Source organism: Dyadobacter sp. CY356 (assembly GCF_021440195.1).
Taxonomy (GTDB): domain Bacteria; phylum Bacteroidota; class Bacteroidia; order Cytophagales; family Spirosomataceae; genus Dyadobacter.
The window spans coordinates 305251-323617 of record NZ_JAJTSZ010000007.1 but is presented as its reverse complement, the minus strand read 5'-3'; the positions used below and the strand labels follow the sequence as shown (position 1 = coordinate 323617).

The following is an 18367-nucleotide window of genomic DNA, read 5'->3' as shown; positions in this document are numbered from 1 at the left end:
CTCAGATGTTAATAAATGACAAAGGTAATGCTTATTAATGCTTCGATCAGATGATCAGCATTGCATCTCCGTATGTGAAGAATTTATATTTTTCCTTGATAGCCATTTCGTAGGCTTTCATTACCAAATCAAAACCTCCGAATGCGCATGCTGACATCAATAAGATTGATTCAGGAAGCTGGAAGTTTGATAACATGGCGTTTGCGATTTTAAAATCGTAAGGCGGAAAAACGAATTTATCTGTCCATCCTTCTACTGCTTTCAAATGTCCGCTGGCAGAAACCGACGATTCAATTGCTTTCAAAGATGTAGTTCCAATAGCACAAACACGTTTTTTTCCATTCAATGCAGCGTTTACTATATCTGCACTTGATTGTGGAATCCGATAATTTTCAGAATCCGTTTTATGTTTTGTCAAATCTTCAACATCAACCGTACGGAATGTTCCCAGTCCAACATGCAAGGTAACGGGAGCAAAGTTAATGCCTTTAATTTCAAGACGTTTCATCATTGCTTTTGTAAAATGCAAACCTGCCGTTGGAGCAGCAACTGCACCGATATGTTCAGCAAAAATCGTTTGAAAACGTTCACGGTCAGCACTTTCTACTTTACGACGGGAAATGATTTCCGGAGGAAGCGGTGTTTCACCAAGCTGATCCACAAGTTTCATGAACTCGTCATTATCGCCGTCATATAAAAAACGGATTGTACGGCCGCGCGATGTAGTATTATCAATAACCTCGGCAACAAGATCGCTGTCGCCAAAATATAATTTATTACCAACCCGGATCTTGCGTGCGGGGTCAACCAAAACGTCCCAAAGACGCATTTCGCGGTTCAGTTCACGTAATAAAAATACTTCAATTTTAGCTCCTGTTTTTTCTTTTTGACCGTATAACCGGGCTGGAAAAACTTTGGTATCATTTATAGCCATAACATCTCCATCACCAAAGTAATTAATAAGGTCTGGAAACATTTTGTGTTCTATTTCTCCTGTGGCACGGTTTACTACCATAAGGCGGGATTCACCGCGGTCGGATGGATGAAGTGCAATCAGGCTTTGAGGAAGATCAAATTTAAATTCGGATAACTTCATAGCTTGTTAAATCGGTGAAAGTCGATAAGTCGTGAGACAAAAAGGGGCGGTCGAAATTTTTATTTTTAATTTATGACAATTATTGAGCTAACAATTACACTGTATTTATCTGGTCAATAATCATTTATCATATAAATAATAAATTTTTCAGCTGATACTTAAATATTATGGTAAAGTATTCCCGAAAATTCTCAATTTTTTATATACTGAAAAATTAAGAGCGCAAAAGTAATTATTTTTTAGTATGAATCCCAATAAAATTCCATTTTTTATAATCAACCAAGTCGCTGCGTTTTCCATCTTGATTTAGAAACCGGTTTTGAACTGTCCTGAATGGATGGTTCTGGTTTTTTATTTTGAACCAGATAGGCACTTAGCAAAGCTGCCAATTGTTTGCTATCCTGGCTTTGAGATGGATTCAATAATTCCGGACTGAAATGCAGATTGACAAAATTTGTATCAAAACTGCCTGACTGAAAAACGGGATGATTCATCACAAATCGACAGAATGATAAGGTTGTCTGTACGCCGGATATATGATATTCATCAATAGCACGTATCATTTTTTCAATTGCTTCTTCACGGTTTTGTCCATAGGTTATCAATTTTGACAACATAGGATCATAATATATCGGAATTTCCATACCCTGTTCAAAACCGTCATCAACACGAACGCCATTGCCTTGTGGCCGAACATAGGTTGCCAGCGTCCCAACATCAGGAAGGAAATTATTTGCCGGATCTTCTGCGTAAACCCGAACTTCAATAGAATGACCTTTTATCTGTAAATCTTCCTGGCTGATCGTGAGCGCTTTTCCTTCTGCGATGAAAATCATTTGTTTCACCAGATCAATTCCTGTTATCAGTTCAGTTACCGGATGTTCTACCTGAAGCCTGGTATTCATTTCCAGAAAATAAAAGTTTTTATTTTCATCCATAATAAATTCCACCGTCCCGGCTCCATAGTACCCGCAGGATCTGGCCACATCAACAGCACAACGGCCCATTTCCTCACGTATGGCAGGTGTAATAGAAATGGACGGCGCTTCTTCAATCACTTTCTGATGGCGGCGTTGTATCGAACATTCGCGTTCAAATAAATGAATGATATTTCCATGCTGGTCGCCCAGAACCTGGATTTCTATATGCTTGGGTGAAGTAATATATTTTTCAATGAATACGGCCCCATCACCAAAGGAAGAAAGGGCCTCACTGACCGCGCGGTCCATTTGCTCGTCAAATTCTGCTTCATTTTCGACAACCCGCATACCTTTCCCGCCACCGCCGGCACTGGCTTTTATTAAAACAGGATAACCTATTTCACTGGAAACGCGCTTGGCTTCTTCCCGGTCTTCAATGGCGGATGCAGTTCCGGGTACCATAGGAATATTATAGCTGCCCGCTGCCTGTTTTGCGGCGAGTTTGCTGCCCATGACTTCAATGGATTCGGGGGAAGGGCCGATAAATATCAACCCTGCCTCACGGACTCTTCTGGCGAATATGGCATTTTCAGACAAAAATCCATAGCCCGGATGAATGGCATCAACTTTTAATTGGTGGCAAACTTCCAAAATTTTATCAATATTTAAATAGGATTCTGACGAAGGTGCCGGACCAACGCACACGGCCTCACCGGCATACCGGACATGGGGTGCTTTCCGGTCGGCTTCACTAAATATAGCAACCGTTTCTAAATTCATTTCCCGCGCTGTACGCAGGATTCTGAGGGCAATTTCTCCCCTGTTGGCGACCAGTATTTTTTTGATTTCAGGCATGTAAACAGATCACAATGAGGACACAAGATATGTGAAATTATTTCAAAATTTAAAAGTACTATTTTTATATTTTGGGTAACTTACAATTCGTTGAATGTTAGGTTTGTACTTAATGTATTGTTATTTTTTTTATTTTTGCATTTATCTAACATAAATTACAAGGTTGTTACCCACATAAATTAGAAGAGAGTGGACATTTTTGAGAAACTGCACAATAATTCAGGCCCAATCGGAACGCCGGCTAAAATGCTAAATAGCCATCATTATTTTTCATTTCCCATGCTGGAAGGTGATCTGGGACCGAAAATGCGGTTTATGGGACGTGAGGTATTGAACTGGAGTCTGAATAATTATTTGGGACTGGCAAATCATCCGGAAGTACGTAAAGTTGACGCAGAAGCAGCGGCAAAGTGGGGACTGGCTTATCCGATGGGTGCGCGTATGATGTCAGGAAACTCGACGTTACATGAAGTATTTGAAAAAGAACTTGCTGAATTTGTAGGTAAAAAAGATGCTTTTTTATTGAACTACGGATATCAGGGTGTAATGTCAGCGATTGAATGTATCTGCGATCACCGCGATGTAATCGTCTATGATGCTGAATCGCATGCTTGTCTGATTGACGGAATTCGTTTGCATAAAGCTAAAATGGGCCAGTATTACAAGTTTAACCATAATGATATGGCTAGTCTTGAAAAAAACCTGGTCCGTGCCACAAAAGCTGCCAATGAGAAAGGTGGTGGCGTGTTGGTGATTACCGAAGGCGTTTTTGGTATGTCGGGTAAGGTAGGTGATTTAAAGTCAATCGTTGAATTAAAGAAAAAATACGAATTTCGTTTGCTTGTTGACGATGCGCACGGATTTGGTACGATGGGTGAGACGGGAGCCGGTGTCGGCGAAATGCTTGGCGTACAGGGAGAGGTGGATCTTTACTTTTCTACATTTGCCAAGTCTATGGCTGCTATTGGTGCTTTTATTGCATCTGATGATCCTGAGATTATTATGTACCTGAAATATAATATGCGTTCCCAAACTTATGCCAAAGCATTGCCAATGCCTTACGTAGAAGGATGCAGAAAACGTCTTGAAATGATCAAGACAATGCCTGAGCTTCGTTCAAAGTTATGGGAAAATGTGGAAGCCATGCAAAATGGTTTGAGAAGCCGCGGATTCAATATTGGTGAAACGCAATCGCCTGTTACGCCGATTTTCTTACATAGCGAAGGAGGAGTTCCGGAAGTGACACGGATGGTTCGTGATCTTCGTGAGAATATGGGTGTATTTTGTTCGATCGTAGTTTATCCGGTTGTGCCAAAGGGCCAAATTATGCTTCGTATCATTCCGACTGCCGCACATACGTTGGAAGATGTCGAATATACGCTTGACGCGTTTACTACATTGGCAGATAAATTGAAAAACAGAGTTTATCAGATTGAAGATGTTCAGGAGGTTGCTGAATAGTCAAAATCTTGTCTCATTGAATAAAAAGGACGTTTTTGTAGAAAAACGTCCTTTTTATTTTCTTATGTAACCAAAAAAGTTATTAAGCGTAAAGCGTTGTATATCAGTTATTTGAGGTGAACTGAATATTCAAATTGCATTATAGTATTGTTTTTTTTTGTTTTTTGGGTTGCGGTAATGCTTTTAATTGTTAAATTTCGGGCAAAACATGCGTTTTTAGCGTGTTAGAGGCATTTTAAACTAAAAACAAACAAAAACATGGCAAGATTTGATGAAGTAAAGGATTTAATTTTATCGCTTGAGGGCGATTTTGATAAGTTTTACAATAAAGCAAACCAGGCAGCTGGTACTCGTGTACGTAAAGGTATGCAGGAGCTGAAGACTTTGGCTCAGGAAATTCGTTCAGAAGTACAGAACAAAAAGAACGAAGAAGGAGAATAAGATTTGAAGATAAATATGAAGAGCCGGGTTTGAGAAAATCCGGCTCTTTTGTTTTAAAATTTTTCCTGATTGATCATCGTTGCAATTCCTCTGGTCACTACCTTTTTTGTATTGACATCAATAATGTCTGTCGCTATTTCAGCGATATGTTTAACAGGATCAATGGTTTTGATTGTAAACACCGCTTTATAATCTGTCTCTACAAACATTGGTCTGAGATATTCCACGGTCTGTTTCAAATAAATCGACCCGAATCCCGGAAATTCTGTTCCTAAAACTTTGGTGAAAACTGTTGTTCCCAACATACCATGAATGATTGGCCGTTTAAAACTGGTTGTAGCCGCATAATCCGCGTCCAGATGCAGGGGATTATTATCACCGGTCAGTTCTGCAAATTGTATAACCTGCTCCTGTGTGAAGCGAAAAGCATGATCAAAGGTGGAACCGACAACAGGTTCTATATTCATAATTTGAAGTTTTAAATTTAAGTTTTCGCAAAAATCGATTAATTCAGGGATTCCTACAAATTCGATCCGTAACAAAATCAGGAAAGCTACCCTTTTGGAGTAGCTTTCCTGATTACTATATATAATTTTTAATCTTCGATATCTTCCGTTATAACAGCAACTTCGTCTGTCTGTAAAACTCCATCAACTGGTTTTGGAGCCCTTGCCTTGTTCCGCTTGTCTTTAAACTTCTTAACCTGCATTTTTAATGTATCAATCGCTAAATCAGTAGCCTCCTCAAATGTTGTCCCTTGCTCTCTCACAAACATTGTACCGCCAGGTACATAAATTTTAACTTCAAGAAGTTTGGTATGTAATTTGGCGTTGTCGCTTTTATCCAATTTAAGAAACACTTCACCACTCGTAATCTTATCGTAAAACGTGTCGAGTTTATCCATTTTTTGTTGAATGAATGTCAACAGTTTAGGGTCAGCGTCGAAGTGAATTGCTTGCATTTGCAGTCTCATAAGCACTTTAAGTTTTATGGTAAAACATTACTTCCTACCGGTCTTCAAATCATATTATTTATAAAAAACAGTCCGCATATTATAAAAAATAAACCCGAACCGTTCTTTACGCATCATGTTTCCGAAGACGTACGGTATATTAAATAAAGAGAAAGATTACCGTAATGTCAAGTGAATGTTAAGGTTTTGTTTAAAAACTTTTTTGCAGATTACAATTCAGTCTGATGGTCAGGCTTCTTCCAGAAGTGTCCGGAAAGATACATATTGACCATTAAACTTTTGATGATGTTTATCCTGCAATTCGGCTTGGAAAGAAGTTTGGTATGCAAGAAAATCTTCCATGGTACGGAAAATAAACTGATTTGTATAAGTCGCTCCTTCGTTATCGATTTCGGTCAGCAAACGAAGTAATTTTGTTTCAACAGGCAATCCGCTGGCCATAATTTCAGGAATATGGACTTCTTTCATAAATTTAAGCCAGTCTTTTTCAGCAGCATGGCTGATATTCACAGTAATGTTAAACAGTATCATTATCTTGATTTATTTCAGTTTGAAAATTTGTACAAATATTGTGCTTTAAAAATTTTTAGCCTAATCCGGAAACTTACCTGTTCGGCGGCAGCTTTTTGTTGTGATATGCTGATTTGACGACTACCTTTGCAGCCTTACGATTTCACCATAACTTGTTACTAACATATGAATGCTCTTATACGTGCCCATTCGGGCTTACGTTATGTTGTGCTTGGCTTATTACTTGCCGCAGTAGCCATGGCATATTCCAACTGGCAAAATAATAAACAAGGCGACAGCAAAATTTATTTGTTTGCTTTAATTGCCACGCATACCCAGCTTTTGATTGGACTGGTGCTTTATACGATGAGTCCGTTGGTGAATTTCGGACAGATCAGCGATAAGGTAATCCGTTTTTATTCAATTGAGCACGTCTTCATGATGGTGATCGCAATCATTCTGATCACCGTCGGACGCGTTCGCTCAAAGAAACTTGCCGGAGCAGATAAACATCGTACCGTTTTATATTTCTACGGAATGGCGTTGGTAATTATTCTGGCTGCCATTCCCTGGCCTTTCCGGAACTTAGGCGCAGGTTGGTTCTGATTTAGCTTTTGGCTATTAGCTTCTGGCTGTTGGCTTTTTGGCTCGCAGATAGTGGTTAATAGCCAAAAGTTTTTTTGCACTAATTGTCAGTTAGTTTGTAAAAAAATACTTAATCTGATGTTGAACTAATCCCAGGCAAAAGTGAACTTGTGACCCACAGCTAAAAGCCAACAGCTATTCGCTAACAGCTACCAATCATCCAAACAAATCGCTTGAAAGATATCGGTCGCCTCTGTCGCAAATAATAAATACGATTGTTCCTGAATCGAGTTTTTTTGCAAGTTCAACAGCAGCCCAGGCAGCACCGCCGCTACTCATTCCGGCAAAAACGGCTTCTTCATTGGCCAGGCGACGGGTCATGGTAACCGCATCCTCCTGAGTTACCTCAATAACCTGATCAACCCGGTCTTTTTCAAAAATTTTTGGAAGATATTCAACCGGCCACTTTCTGATACCAGGAATGCTGGATCCGTCTGTTGGCTGGCAACCTACAATTTGAATATTTTTGTTTTGTTCTTTCAAATAACGGGAAACGCCCATAATAGTACCTGTTGTACCCATGGAAGAAACAAAATGAGTTACCTGCTGATCGGTATCACGGAATATTTCTGGCCCGGTTGTATTGTAATGTGCTTTCCAGTTATCAGGATTTGCAAATTGATTAAGCATCAGATATTCCCCGGTTTTTGCCTTTTCTTCTGCATAATCACGAGAAATTTCCATTGTATCCAGCAGCGTTACTTTTGCACCGAAAGCCTCCATTGCCAATACTCTTTCACGTGTTGAGTTCTGCGGCATTACCAGTTCAATTTCAATAGCGTATAATCTGGCAATCATGGCCAGGGCTATACCTGTATTCCCGCTTGTTGCCTCAATGAGTTTTGTTCCGGATTTTATTTCGCCGCGGTCTCTAGCTCCTTTAATCATGCTATATGCAGCACGATCTTTCACGCTCCCTCCGGGATTGTTCCCTTCAAGTTTGCCGTAAAGTTTTACGTTGGGATTTGGATTAATGCGGTTTAATTCAACTAGCGGGGTATTTCCTACTAAATCAAGAAGTGTAGACATGGGAAAATTTAAAAAATGTGATGTTTGATTGCATTGTCATTTTTTCATAAACAACATCGCGCATCACTAACCCGGTTCATTCCTGACCGGTAAATAAGAGCAAAGGGAAAATAATTATAATCAACAACCATATTTGTCTTATAGACTTAATTGATTGCAAATATAATATTTTATTGATACTTCGGAGTTGTGAAGAATGCCAAAGTTCCTGCCAGAAAAGTAGTGATTGATGATGAATGCGTTCCGCCGGGAATGGTTATCAGCTCGACATCCGGCGCTCCACGCTTTTTCATAGCCGCTTGTGCATTCACAGAATTAAAATAAAATACCAATGGATCAGCATCGCCGTGGAATAATCGGGTAGGCGTATTTGGTTTCCAGTCGTATACATCATTGTCGCCAATTGCTGCAAGAAAACCAGTATCTGTTCCCGTATTTACGGCTGTTTTAAAGGAATCGTTTAATATGGTATTGAAACTGACATTAATTGGATTGGCTATGCCAAGCTGTTCAATTTGTGCTGCGTAGGGATCTTTAAAATAGTATGTTTTCGGCTTATTCAGTTTATAAATCCTGTCGTAAGTAAGCATTACCCATAAATACAATGAATTGTAAGAAGCAACATTGTTAACAGAGCTGTTGATCACATATTTCATAAAAGCAGTTTTGTCGTATGCCCCGGCACCACAGCTTGAAGCTTTCAGGTTAAATTCAGAAGAGGCTTCTTCTTCTATTTTTTTCTGCAAACACATTGTCGCATATCCACCTTCCGAATAACCTGCAACATATAAGTTCTCATTCCATTTGACATCGGTTTGTTGTTTTAACAATTCCTTTGCGGCGCGTAACATATCCAGTGTAGAAGAAGCCAGACTTGCGCGATGTTCATACGGGTGCGGCAAATCCTTGGAAGCACCATAACCGATATAATCAGGATAAGATATAATATAGCCCATCGAACCAAATACTGATCCGAAAGTTGCAGCTTCTGAGCCGTCCTGGAAATTTGAAGGTGCAGAATCATCGGATGTAATTGTGCCATGCTGAACACTGATCAGTGAAGCAGACTGATCTGTAACAGGCATCAATACCGCTCCTGAGGCAGTAATGGCGGTACCGTCGGTGTTGGTAGTTTTATAGGTGACTTTATAAACCTTGACATTATATTTTGCAAAGCCTGCCAGGAGGGGATAAATTTTGGCAATATCATCTTTGGTAAGATCCTTAATAAATGTGCTTGATACCAGATATTTATTCTCCTCCGGTGTTACCTCATTGTCATCATCATTGCTACAAGCTGTGAAAAACAATAAGACCCAAATCAGGACTAACCAGCTTTTATGGAAATGGGTTGTAGAAGTGTTCTTTTGCATATCGTTGGAAGAATAAGTCAGTGTTTGTCAGAGATAACGAACACTGACTTATTTTTGATCAATATAATTCGATTTTCTGAAATTATATTTTTGACATATACCAACTTATCATACGGGCAGAGGCATCCGGACGCTCAACCATACCCATATGTCCTGCCTCAGCGAGAATAAACGGATAACTTTGTTTTGGATAATCTGACAAACTGATGCAGCTTTCGAAAGGAATAAGTTTGTCCTGCATACCAATGATAAACAAAACCGGAAATGGCATAGTAGCTAAAACGGCTGTTCTGTCCTCCCTGTCGCGCATCGCATTGATTCCGGTAATGAGGGCTTCGGTTGGTATTTTTCCAAAACGGGCAACATGCTCTTTCAGCTTCTCAGGATAAAGTTCTTTAAAACGATCGCCATATAAATTGCCGACGGTATTTTTTACGAACATTTCTGTGCCGTAATTCCGCAACATATCGATTGTTTGATTTCGCTGATGTTTTTTAGATTCATCATCGGCATAAGCGGTCGAATGAAATAATCCGAAGCCTTCCAGCATTTCGGGATATTTTTCTGCAAATGCCAGCGCTATATAACCGCCCATGGAATGGCCAATTAACGTGCATTTTTCAATCACGGCCGTCGTTAAAAAACGGTGGAGCTCGTCGGCATATTCCTCAACAGTTTTACAAAAAGTAAAAAGGGATATATTGGGTCTGACAACGGTGTAATATTCGTTTAATAATGCATCAACACTATCCCAAATGGAGTCGTCTACCCCGTGACCATGCAACAATACCAGTGTTTTTCTGTGTAGATTCATAGTTACTTATATTCAACGTTTGAGTTATTCTTTTGTTAAATATACAGAAAGGGTTATCGAAATTCAGGTTTTTGTTTGAATTGATTGTTAAATGTGGAGAAGATCTTGATAAATATTTGCTTTGCAAAGTACAAATGACGATTCTATTTATTTCGTTGAACCCGTAGTTTGAAACAAATTATTGGAGGCGATTACTTAAGATTATTTTCTTCTAAAAGAGAAACTAAAACTTTATCGGAAATATTGTTTTGATCCGACTTATCATAGATTAACAATAGTGTAATTGAATTATTTATGATTTTCACACAAGTAATAATCCGTGAACCACCCGATTTTCCTCTGTTTTTTGAAGATACAGCCATTCGTATTTTGTAGCAATCCCTCCCCAAAGGCGAATCTTGAAAGGGTTGATCTTCGAAGGTTTTTAATAAAACTTTGAAATCAGAAATAATGGATGGATACTTTTTTGAAAGTTTTTTTAACTCACGATCAAAATTGGAAGTAGTATATATTTCAAACATTAAGAATCCAGTTCATCCAATAAAAATTTTACCGGACGTGCCTTTAAATATCCTTTTTCAATCATCTCAAATTCTATAAATCCAGCTTTGATATTTTCCCAAACTTCTTTTTGACTTGGAGTAAGTTCATCCTCTAAGCTTAATGGTTTTTCAACATTAACAAAATCCAGTGTACGGATAAATTTCATAAAAGCCGGAAATTGGTTTTCTGGTATATTTAATGTAACCTGTTTCATATGACATATCTAGTTAAACTAAATTCTAAATCCGAAATTATATTTTAATATTTAAAGCAATAAGTTACACTAATAAAACCAAATACTATCCTCATTTGTTCAACTTCGCAATTTCCTCATCCCTTAAAACACGCCTCAAAATTTTACCAACATTTGTCTTGGGCAGTTCTGTTCTGAATTCAATTTTTTTCGGGCATTTATATGCTGTAAGATTTTCTTTACAAAAAGCTTTTACCGTTTCTTCTGTGAGATCCTGATCTTTTTTGACAATAAATAATTTCACAAGTTCACCAGATTTTTCATCAGGAATTCCGACACAAGCCACTTCCAATACGCCCGGGCACTGCGAAACGACATCTTCCAGTTCGTTAGGATAAACATTAAACCCTGAAACCAGAATCATATCTTTTTTACGGTCAACGATTTTGAAATAACCGTCAGCATCTTCATAACCAAGGTCACCGGTTTTAAACCAGCGTTTGCCGTCCTTCTCGAAAATTACCTGTACGGTTTCGTCTGGCCGGTTAAAATATCCGAGCATGACCTGAGGGCCAAAAGCACAGATCTCCCCAACTTCACCCGTATCAGCCCACTCACCATTTTCGCGAATGATGGCTAATGCGGTACTTGGCCATGGAATTCCGATCGTTCCTATTCTGTTTTCACCTATTAATAAATTGGACGATAAAACAGGTGATGTCTCTGAAAGTCCATAACCTTCACAAGCCGGACAACCTGTGGCCGCGAGCCATCTTTCAGCTACAACTTTTTGTAACGCCATACCACCAGCCGACGTAGCTTTTAACTGACTAAAATCAATTTCAGCAAACTGAGGATTATTCATTAGTCCGTTGAACATTGTATTAACGCCTGTGAATACATTAATTCTGTATTTTTTCAGGTCGCTAATAAATGCTTTCATATCTCTCGGGTTGGTGATCAACACATTAAGTGCCCCGATTTTTATGCCGGTAAGCGCATTTACGGTTAGTGCATAAACGTGGTAGAGTGGGAGCGCAGCTACAAAAATAGGAATTTCCATTTCCCCCATAACAGGTGATATCCAGGCACTATTTGCTTCTACATTGGCAATCAAATTACGATGCGTTAACATCGCACCTTTTGATACACCGGTTGTTCCGCCTGTATACTGAATAAAGGCTACGTCTATATTGGAAACAGAAGGTTTTGTATAGGTCAATCCTGCACCAAGTGAAAGTGCTTCAATGAAAGAAACCGCACCTGAAATATGATATGCAGGAACCATCTTTTTGACATACTTCACAACTGTGTTTACAATCAGCTTTTTAGGAAAGCCCAGCAAATCTCCGATTTCAGTGATAATAATATGTCTGATTTCCGTATTGCCAACAATTTTTTCAAGGTGCGCTGCAAAGTTGGCAAGAATCACAATGGCCCTGACTCCCGAATCCTTAAACTGATGCTGCATTTCCCGCGGCGTGTAAAGCGGATTGGTATTAACAACCACCAGTCCTGCCCTCAGAGCACCAAACAGCGCCACAGGATATTGGAGCAGATTTGGCATTTGTATCGCAATTCTGTCGCCTTTCTGTAATCCCAGATTTTCCAGATAGGCAGCAAAATTTCTTGAAAGTTCATCCAGTTTGCCAAAAGTCAACTCTTTTCCCATATTGGCAAAAGCGGACCTGTCTTTATACAATCTGAAACCGGTATCCATTAATTCTATAAGTGAAGAATAGGCATCCGGATTTATTTCGTAAGGAACGCCTTCGGTATAATGTTTCAGCCAGGGATAGGTTTCTTTTGATACGGCAATCATAATTTCAAATCAAATATGAATGAAAATTCTTTCAGGATTTAAGTTAATTAATTGAGACAAATAAATATTGAAGTAGTGCAATTTAATTTATCACATTGATATAACGTCATTTGCAGTTTTAAGTACTATACTGAAAATTATTTAATTATCTTTTTGAAAGTTCCCATCGCCAAAGCAGTCCTTCTTCGGGATCATTAACCTTGTCATCGGTTCTTTGAAAACCTAGTTTTTCCAGAATACGAACAGAAGCATTTTCTTCGGCCATGGTGTGCGCCAGAACTTTCAACACCCCGCTTTGTTTAAATGCGTGATCTACGAGTGCTTTGGCTGTTTCATAACCCAGTCCCATAGCCCTGTGCGTTGGCGTAATTTCATAGCCAATTTCTACCACACCGTTGGAGTCTGGTTCTCCTTTGTAACCGCAGGACCCGATCAGGATATTGCCTTGTTTGTAAACGATAAGATAAACCCACCATTCGCGAAGCGGAGGGTGGGCTTTCCATCGATGATAAGAAGGTGTAAAAGTGTCACGAAATTCGGTCCACTTTTTTGGAACATTAACACCCATCACGCGGCCAAGGACATTGTTGCCCATACGGATCGCGTCAAAAAGGGTGTCATCACAAACAATAATATCTAAACGGGGACTTTGAAGAATCATCTTTATAATAAATAGTCAATCAAAAGCCCAATTTACAAAAATCACTCTGAATTGTTCTCATCAAAGCGGTCCGTGATTGCTTTACGGATTGCCTGATGAGGACGCATACCTGAATTTTTGGAACGGGTAACAGCCCTGTCAGAATCGTTTGAACGGGCACGCATTGCCAAGTTGGACACAGTCAAATGCCCGGATCGCCAATGTTCATATTCTTCCTCGCTCATAATGTCACGGGTCACTTGTCCGTGTTCATAACCGTCTCCAAATAACTGAATACGACTATCGGTCAATGCGAGTTTTCTTTCTTCTTCGAGGTGTTCAATTTCCGTGCGGATTGAAACTTCTTCCTGTTTTAACTCTTCCCAGGTAGGCAATACTGCAATGTCGTTTTCCAAAATACTTTTCTGAGCCAGTTGCTCCGAAATAGTAGCCTGTAATTCGTCCAGCTGTTTTTCAATTTTTTTCTTGCGTCTTCTCAATTTCCATAATTTCGGATCAATTTGAAGCCATCTCATCCAGAATCCCTGTAAAACCGGCAATGCCATACCAAGGGAAACCGCGCCGGCGATAGCGAACAAAACACCACTCAATACAAATGACATCAAAGCCCATGGACTATTTACAAGATCGAGATTCAGCTGATCGGAATTTTTTAAAGCCTGCTCAATTTTGTTCGTTAATTCCGGACTGTTGATTGGTGCACCTGTCAAAGGATCAACTGCATTTAACTGCAAACCTTTAACTGATTTGTTAATTGCTTCCTTCAACTTATCTGTACGGTAGGCCTCATAACGGAACCAGCCTAAAACGATCAGAGTTACTATGGCGAAAATTGACAAAATCAATTTGAAACGTGCATAGTTAGATTTTGCTTTTGGAGAGTCATCTTTTTGATATGGTTCTTCCACCAAACGATCATATGCCGGTTTTAACAAAACTGATAACATGGCAAGTCCAATCGCAAAAGCCCAGGCTTCATTCGGGTTACGAATGTTCAGTGCATAGGCAACAATTTCATGGGAAATAATAAGGTCACCGGCGATGAATGAAATACCGGCAGCCAGGAATATTAACCCGGCAACAAGTGAATAATATGGAGCAGAACTCACACGCTTTTCGTTAAGTTTTTCAGACTGGGTATTGATGTCAGAAATGGATAAGTCCAGATCTTTCATTTTTTTTGCAGTCTGATTTACACCCATAAGCTGCTCCTGAAGCTTGTCAAAGGATTGTTTATGCGTATGAACCGTTTCCTGTCTTTTGTTTTTAACAGCATCCAGTTCATTTCTTTTTTGGTTCAGGCGATCCAAAACCCAGTCGTGGCTGACATTGCTCGACAAGTAGGCTTCATAAACCTGGCGGTCCAATCCTTCAAGGCCACTGCTGTAACCATGCTGATAGTCGCTGTTTTGATTAGGCTGTTGCTCGTCCATAACTTTCAATATTTTGTAAGAATTATCGGTTGATGCAAAAAAAATCATTCCGCACTTCTCCTGATGTCTTGTAATTGCTTGTTTGTTAATTGATTTTTCATGCGACGCGCGAGAGAAAACTCGCTTTCAAAAAGTTTGATCAGCATATCGCGTTTCGCGAAAATCCTGTCGCGTTCCGTTTCGGCTTGTCCTTGTTCACGCAAGATCTGCCATTTTTTTACACGTAACTCGTCAACCTCAATTTGTAAAGATTGTATTTCACGTTCCCAGTTTTGCGTATTATTTTCCGATTCCTGACGGTCGCGGCTGATATTTGACAGCGTACGCAAGTCATTTCTCAAAACAGTTACATTACTCAAGAGCAGCTTACCGGCAAATAGAAACAGGAAAAAGACAAAAATGAATAATGCAATAGCCTGCCATATTCCCTGGTGAGGCAAAACATTGGCAAACACAAATAACGCAGCTGCGAATGGCAAACCAACTTCCTCCAGAAGTGAGCGCCATGAGACTTTTGATTCAGTATCATGGAACATGGAAATCCGTCCAAAAAGACTGAACATGCCTGCCAGGAATACACCCAGTGCAATCCAGAAACTTTCTGCAAAAGCGGGTTTCAAAGATTCTCTGATCAGAAAGAAATTGCCGATACACATGGCAATAGAAAGTGATAAACCAATCAATGTCCTTGGTAAATGATGCTCACTACTGAATTTTGTTACAACCAGATTTTTTAATTTATTTTCTAATTCTTCGATCCGATTTCTCTTTTGTCCGATAAACAGATTTTGCTCCTGAATTTGCTCGTTATGCTGCTCAATACTGCTTAAATGTGGCGCCGCCAGATGTGAAAAGTATTTGTGGATTATGTCCGTTTTTTCAGTTGCCTCTGATTCCGACAAACCGAACAAAACGCCTTCATCGCGTAGGGTATCTTCATCTTCCAGCCAGTAGGGAATTACGACTTCTGTTCTTACTGCTACTGTTGGTTTCTGTTCAGGTTGGGAATTATAATTGATCGCTGTCACATTACTGACAGAAGTATTTAATGAATTTTGAGGCATGGTGTCTTTGAAGCTTACAGGAGCTTCTGTATGTTTTTCGGGCTCGTTATCAAAGAAATATTCTTCGTTTTTTTGCGAAGAACGGAACCAGTTTGAGAGACGCTCGGTGAATTTGGCCATAGTTAGTCATGGATTAGCCCGCAAGTATCCATCAAAACTGAGATATTGACAATATTATTGTGATAATCGGTATTTTAAATAAGTAAAGCGCTGAAAGTTAATCCTTTGGGAACATTTGTTTCAATGCGGCCCAAAGTTTTTTCTTCAAAACAACATCGGCCTCAATAACAGGCAGCGGATCGGTCAGGAGAAACCAGATTCCTTCTACTTGTTTAGGTGTATAGGGCGGAAGGAGCAGATCCAGACGTAATTTGATCAGCGGGACACCAAAAGTGATGAAATAATTTACACGTTTTTCGGAAAGGACATTTCTGGCATCAGGGCCGGCTATAAAACTGAAATTGAGAATATCTGAATTTTCTGAGGATTGTCCAACCGCCTTTAAAATGTTGTCCAAAAATAAAGCCTCCGAAACCAGCATGCCTTTTTGTTTGGGTTCATCAATAAGTATCAAAACTTTATGATTAAGCGCCGGAAACTGAACAGCGGGAGTGGCAGGCTGAGCGGGTTCTGTATTGACTTTTACAACAGGTTGAGGTATTATTTCCCTTACAGATGCTGACACAGGCTCTTCAATTTTAGCAGGAAATGCTTCCGGAATTCCTGCTTTTTCTTCGACAGGGACGATCATATCTTCCTGTAATTGAAAGAGCGTTTCGTTTTGATATAAAATTTGAAAAAGTGCTGCTGAACTCATTTCTGATTTATTATTGAATACTCCAGATACCTAATTTCTTCTTTTGTGCATCAATTTCCAGATTGGCATATTCAACACTGCTTGAATATTTCTTGAAGTGAATGGCCAATCCTTTTTTTACAAGTTCCTTATTTAATACGGATCCGTTTGGTAAAACAACTTCACCCAAAAGACGTCCGTAACGATCAAATTCTCCGGTATGTTTTATTGTTACAATCTTGCGAAAACACCGCTCGGAAGTATATTGTTTCGCCACTTTATAAAATGGTTTTCCTCTTTCAGGAGAATTGATATGTAAAAAACGGATTCTGACAGGTTTCCTTTGGCGTAATCCTGCTTTCTTTCCGTCAAAGATGAATTTCAGTTCAATGGTATCTCCGTCCTGGATTCCTATTACTTCGGCTTTTAATGGATTTGGTAAATTACTTGATTTTGGGATGTCCTGTTTTTCTCTTTCCGTCAGATAGTTTTTCTTTTGAAAGGATAATAAGCCAGGCAACAAAAGGATGGCAATCAGGTAATGTATTAGTACTCGGGATGTTGTTACTTTAAAGAAGCGCACGCGTAAATAATGGAATAAGTTGAAGTGTTAAAGGTAAGCAATACTTCGTGATCGGAGACTTTATCTTATTTGTTTTATCTTTGAATAAATGTATTAAATCTCATCGTACAGCTCATGACAATCGACCAACTGGATCTTGCCGGCACATATACGTATGCGGACTATCTTCAATGGACATTCGAGGAGCGCCTGGAAATTATAAAAGGAAAGATTTTTAAAATGTCTCCTGCTCCGGCTAGAAGACATCAGAAAATTTCTTTCCAAATTAGTAACAGAATTTATAACTATTTGAAGGGTAAAAGCTGCGAAGCGTATACTGCTCCATTTGATGTTCGGTTTACACCTTTAAAACGCAATGCAAAACCAAATCAGGTTTACACTGTTGTTCAGCCGGATATCTCGGTGATCTGTAATCTTGAAAAACTGGATGATCAGGGTTGTAGCGGTGCGCCAGACTTAATTATTGAAATCCTTTCACCAGGAAATTCCAATAAGGAATTTAAAAATAAATTTGAAGTTTATCAGGAAAACGGCGTGAAAGAATACTGGCTGGTTGACTCAACTGAAAAAGCGATTTTTGTTTATGTGCTCAACGAAGCGGGTGTTTTTATTGGTTTAAAACCCTTAATCGAAGAAGAAATCCTCACTTCTTCGGTTCTACCCGGATTTGAAATGTTAGTCGGTGAAATTTTTGCGGAATAACTATTTTAATTTTAAATCGTACCACTGAATATCTTTCAGCGGAGCGCGGCGTGAAACCATTTGAACAGGTGCATAATTCTTTTCCAGGTAATCCAGTACTTGTTTTTCAGTATCGCCTAATTCCCACAAATTATGGTTTGCCTGCATCCAGCGTATTTTTTGTTTCCAGCCATCGCGTGTAAAATGATTGGCCATAATCAATTTTGTTGAATGGCAACCCGTACACTGGGCTTTCACCATATACAAGTTTTCATCAATGATCAATCCCGTTTCCGGGTCTTTTTTTGTTGTATCTGAAATTATGACGTTGGTAAAAGGCTGAATATTTTTCGTCAGATTTTCATTGCCGGAATATTGGTTTTCTTTTCGAAAAGAGCTCAACGTTATTCCCAAAACGAGAAGAGCGATAAATGTTATTTTGATTTTATTAAATGGATTTTTCATAATCTGATT

Annotated in this window: 21 protein-coding genes; 4 read left to right on the top strand and 17 right to left on the bottom strand. The window is 39.2% G+C overall.

Annotated elements, in window-relative coordinates; translation table 11 throughout:
* Positions 1-46: 46 nt before the first annotated feature.
* Both queA and LXL81_RS22275 read right to left on the bottom strand, forming a co-directional pair.
* Positions 47-1096, bottom strand: a complete 1050-nt coding sequence (gene queA / locus LXL81_RS22280) for a tRNA preQ1(34) S-adenosylmethionine ribosyltransferase-isomerase QueA (RefSeq protein ID WP_234648969.1) — start codon at positions 1094-1096, stop codon at positions 47-49.
* A 275-nt stretch (positions 1097-1371) separates the two neighbouring features.
* Positions 1372-2871, bottom strand: coding sequence for an acetyl/propionyl/methylcrotonyl-CoA carboxylase subunit alpha (locus LXL81_RS22275; RefSeq protein WP_234648968.1), 1500 nt, complete (start codon positions 2869-2871; stop codon positions 1372-1374).
* A gap of 189 nt (positions 2872-3060) precedes the next feature.
* On the opposite strand from LXL81_RS22275, the gene LXL81_RS22270 reads away from it, so the two are divergent.
* Together LXL81_RS22270 and LXL81_RS22265 are read left to right on the top strand one after the other, a co-directional pair.
* A complete protein-coding gene (locus tag LXL81_RS22270) occupies positions 3061-4332 on the top strand; it encodes a pyridoxal phosphate-dependent aminotransferase family protein (RefSeq protein ID WP_234648967.1) in 1272 nt (423 codons plus the stop codon).
* Between the two features lie 258 nt (positions 4333-4590).
* Positions 4591-4773 (top strand): histone H1, encoded by a 183-nt coding sequence (locus LXL81_RS22265; RefSeq protein ID WP_137339258.1) that lies wholly within the window; start codon positions 4591-4593, stop codon positions 4771-4773.
* 53 nt (positions 4774-4826) lie between these two features.
* Here the strand turns inward: LXL81_RS22265 and LXL81_RS22260 are convergent, their stop codons facing one another.
* The 3 genes from LXL81_RS22260 to LXL81_RS22250 all read right to left on the bottom strand — a co-directional run bounded on the left by LXL81_RS22260 (position 4827) and on the right by LXL81_RS22250 (position 6277).
* Positions 4827-5240: a MaoC family dehydratase gene (locus LXL81_RS22260; protein WP_234648966.1), complete on the bottom strand. Its 414-nt coding sequence runs from the start codon at positions 5238-5240 to the stop codon at positions 4827-4829.
* A gap of 128 nt (positions 5241-5368) precedes the next feature.
* Positions 5369-5734 carry an HPF/RaiA family ribosome-associated protein gene (locus LXL81_RS22255; RefSeq protein WP_310589609.1) on the bottom strand — a complete coding sequence of 122 codons (366 nt, stop codon included), beginning with the start codon at positions 5732-5734 and terminating at the stop codon, positions 5369-5371.
* 240 nt (positions 5735-5974) lie between these two features.
* Positions 5975-6277 (bottom strand): DUF4286 family protein, encoded by a 303-nt coding sequence (locus LXL81_RS22250; protein ID WP_234648964.1) that lies wholly within the window; start codon positions 6275-6277, stop codon positions 5975-5977.
* Positions 6278-6442: 165 nt separating this feature from the next.
* On the opposite strand from LXL81_RS22250, the gene LXL81_RS22245 reads away from it, so the two are divergent.
* Positions 6443-6862 (top strand): cytochrome B, encoded by a 420-nt coding sequence (locus LXL81_RS22245; protein WP_234648963.1) that lies wholly within the window; start codon positions 6443-6445, stop codon positions 6860-6862.
* Positions 6863-7057: 195 nt separating this feature from the next.
* Here LXL81_RS22245 and cysM read toward each other — a convergent pair whose 3' ends face one another.
* From cysM to LXL81_RS22190, 11 genes are all read right to left on the bottom strand, one after another.
* The gene (gene cysM, locus LXL81_RS22240) at positions 7058-7930 is read right to left on the bottom strand and encodes a cysteine synthase CysM (protein ID WP_234648962.1); all 873 of its coding nucleotides are present in this window, start codon (positions 7928-7930) and stop codon (positions 7058-7060) included.
* Between the two features lie 170 nt (positions 7931-8100).
* Positions 8101-9303 (bottom strand): S9 family peptidase, encoded by a 1203-nt coding sequence (locus LXL81_RS22235; RefSeq protein ID WP_234648961.1) that lies wholly within the window; start codon positions 9301-9303, stop codon positions 8101-8103.
* An 82-nt stretch (positions 9304-9385) separates the two neighbouring features.
* Positions 9386-10117: an alpha/beta fold hydrolase gene (locus LXL81_RS22230; protein WP_234648960.1), complete on the bottom strand. Its 732-nt coding sequence runs from the start codon at positions 10115-10117 to the stop codon at positions 9386-9388.
* Positions 10118-10308: 191 nt separating this feature from the next.
* Complete coding sequence (locus LXL81_RS22225; protein WP_234648959.1) at positions 10309-10638, bottom strand: type II toxin-antitoxin system RelE/ParE family toxin; 330 nt, start codon at positions 10636-10638, stop codon at positions 10309-10311.
* Positions 10638-10874 carry a hypothetical protein gene (locus LXL81_RS22220; protein WP_234648958.1) on the bottom strand — a complete coding sequence of 79 codons (237 nt, stop codon included), beginning with the start codon at positions 10872-10874 and terminating at the stop codon, positions 10638-10640. Before LXL81_RS22220 ends, LXL81_RS22225 begins: the two co-directional genes overlap by 1 nt.
* Positions 10875-10965: 91 nt before the next feature.
* Complete coding sequence (locus LXL81_RS22215) at positions 10966-12675, bottom strand: AMP-binding protein (RefSeq protein WP_234648957.1); 1710 nt, start codon at positions 12673-12675, stop codon at positions 10966-10968.
* A 145-nt stretch (positions 12676-12820) separates the two neighbouring features.
* Positions 12821-13336 (bottom strand): GNAT family N-acetyltransferase, encoded by a 516-nt coding sequence (locus LXL81_RS22210; protein ID WP_234648956.1) that lies wholly within the window; start codon positions 13334-13336, stop codon positions 12821-12823.
* 41 nt (positions 13337-13377) lie between these two features.
* The gene (locus LXL81_RS22205; protein WP_234648955.1) at positions 13378-14769 is read right to left on the bottom strand and encodes a hypothetical protein; all 1392 of its coding nucleotides are present in this window, start codon (positions 14767-14769) and stop codon (positions 13378-13380) included.
* Between the two features lie 44 nt (positions 14770-14813).
* A complete protein-coding gene (locus LXL81_RS22200; protein WP_234648954.1) occupies positions 14814-15953 on the bottom strand; it encodes a hypothetical protein in 1140 nt (379 codons plus the stop codon).
* Between the two features lie 97 nt (positions 15954-16050).
* Positions 16051-16650 carry a hypothetical protein gene (locus tag LXL81_RS22195; protein ID WP_234648953.1) on the bottom strand — a complete coding sequence of 200 codons (600 nt, stop codon included), beginning with the start codon at positions 16648-16650 and terminating at the stop codon, positions 16051-16053.
* 10 nt (positions 16651-16660) lie between these two features.
* Positions 16661-17212 carry a thermonuclease family protein gene (locus tag LXL81_RS22190; protein WP_234648952.1) on the bottom strand — a complete coding sequence of 184 codons (552 nt, stop codon included), beginning with the start codon at positions 17210-17212 and terminating at the stop codon, positions 16661-16663.
* A 114-nt stretch (positions 17213-17326) separates the two neighbouring features.
* Between LXL81_RS22190 and LXL81_RS22185 the strand changes: the two genes are divergently transcribed.
* A complete protein-coding gene (locus LXL81_RS22185) occupies positions 17327-17914 on the top strand; it encodes a Uma2 family endonuclease (RefSeq protein WP_234648951.1) in 588 nt (195 codons plus the stop codon).
* Here the strand turns inward: LXL81_RS22185 and LXL81_RS22180 are convergent, their stop codons facing one another.
* Positions 17915-18358 (bottom strand): hypothetical protein, encoded by a 444-nt coding sequence (locus tag LXL81_RS22180; RefSeq protein ID WP_234648950.1) that lies wholly within the window; start codon positions 18356-18358, stop codon positions 17915-17917.
* Positions 18359-18367: the final 9 nt, after the last annotated feature.

What these genes read in the sequence shown, in the direction of transcription:
- LXL81_RS22250 (WP_234648964.1), bottom strand. Translation starts at nt 6,277, where the DNA reads ATGATACTGTTTAACATTACTGTGAATATCAGCCATGCTGCTGAAAAA.
- LXL81_RS22200 (WP_234648954.1), bottom strand. Translation starts at nt 15,953, where the DNA reads ATGGCCAAATTCACCGAGCGTCTCTCAAACTGGTTCCGTTCTTCGCAA.
- LXL81_RS22230 (WP_234648960.1), bottom strand. Translation starts at nt 10,117, where the DNA reads ATGAATCTACACAGAAAAACACTGGTATTGTTGCATGGTCACGGGGTA.
- LXL81_RS22260 (WP_234648966.1), bottom strand. Translation starts at nt 5,240, where the DNA reads ATGAATATAGAACCTGTTGTCGGTTCCACCTTTGATCATGCTTTTCGC.
- cysM (WP_234648962.1), bottom strand. Translation starts at nt 7,930, where the DNA reads ATGTCTACACTTCTTGATTTAGTAGGAAATACCCCGCTAGTTGAATTA.
- queA (WP_234648969.1), bottom strand. Translation starts at nt 1,096, where the DNA reads ATGAAGTTATCCGAATTTAAATTTGATCTTCCTCAAAGCCTGATTGCA.
- LXL81_RS22185 (WP_234648951.1), top strand. Translation starts at nt 17,327, where the DNA reads ATGACAATCGACCAACTGGATCTTGCCGGCACATATACGTATGCGGAC.
- LXL81_RS22275 (WP_234648968.1), bottom strand. Translation starts at nt 2,871, where the DNA reads ATGCCTGAAATCAAAAAAATACTGGTCGCCAACAGGGGAGAAATTGCC.
- LXL81_RS22220 (WP_234648958.1), bottom strand. Translation starts at nt 10,874, where the DNA reads ATGAAACAGGTTACATTAAATATACCAGAAAACCAATTTCCGGCTTTT.
- LXL81_RS22215 (WP_234648957.1), bottom strand. Translation starts at nt 12,675, where the DNA reads ATGATTGCCGTATCAAAAGAAACCTATCCCTGGCTGAAACATTATACC.
- LXL81_RS22255 (WP_310589609.1), bottom strand. Translation starts at nt 5,734, where the DNA reads ATGCAAGCAATTCACTTCGACGCTGACCCTAAACTGTTGACATTCATT.
- LXL81_RS22265 (WP_137339258.1), top strand. Translation starts at nt 4,591, where the DNA reads ATGGCAAGATTTGATGAAGTAAAGGATTTAATTTTATCGCTTGAGGGC.
- LXL81_RS22195 (WP_234648953.1), bottom strand. Translation starts at nt 16,650, where the DNA reads ATGAGTTCAGCAGCACTTTTTCAAATTTTATATCAAAACGAAACGCTC.
- LXL81_RS22225 (WP_234648959.1), bottom strand. Translation starts at nt 10,638, where the DNA reads ATGTTTGAAATATATACTACTTCCAATTTTGATCGTGAGTTAAAAAAA.
- LXL81_RS22205 (WP_234648955.1), bottom strand. Translation starts at nt 14,769, where the DNA reads ATGGACGAGCAACAGCCTAATCAAAACAGCGACTATCAGCATGGTTAC.
- LXL81_RS22210 (WP_234648956.1), bottom strand. Translation starts at nt 13,336, where the DNA reads ATGATTCTTCAAAGTCCCCGTTTAGATATTATTGTTTGTGATGACACC.
- LXL81_RS22245 (WP_234648963.1), top strand. Translation starts at nt 6,443, where the DNA reads ATGAATGCTCTTATACGTGCCCATTCGGGCTTACGTTATGTTGTGCTT.
- LXL81_RS22180 (WP_234648950.1), bottom strand. Translation starts at nt 18,358, where the DNA reads ATGAAAAATCCATTTAATAAAATCAAAATAACATTTATCGCTCTTCTC.
- LXL81_RS22235 (WP_234648961.1), bottom strand. Translation starts at nt 9,303, where the DNA reads ATGCAAAAGAACACTTCTACAACCCATTTCCATAAAAGCTGGTTAGTC.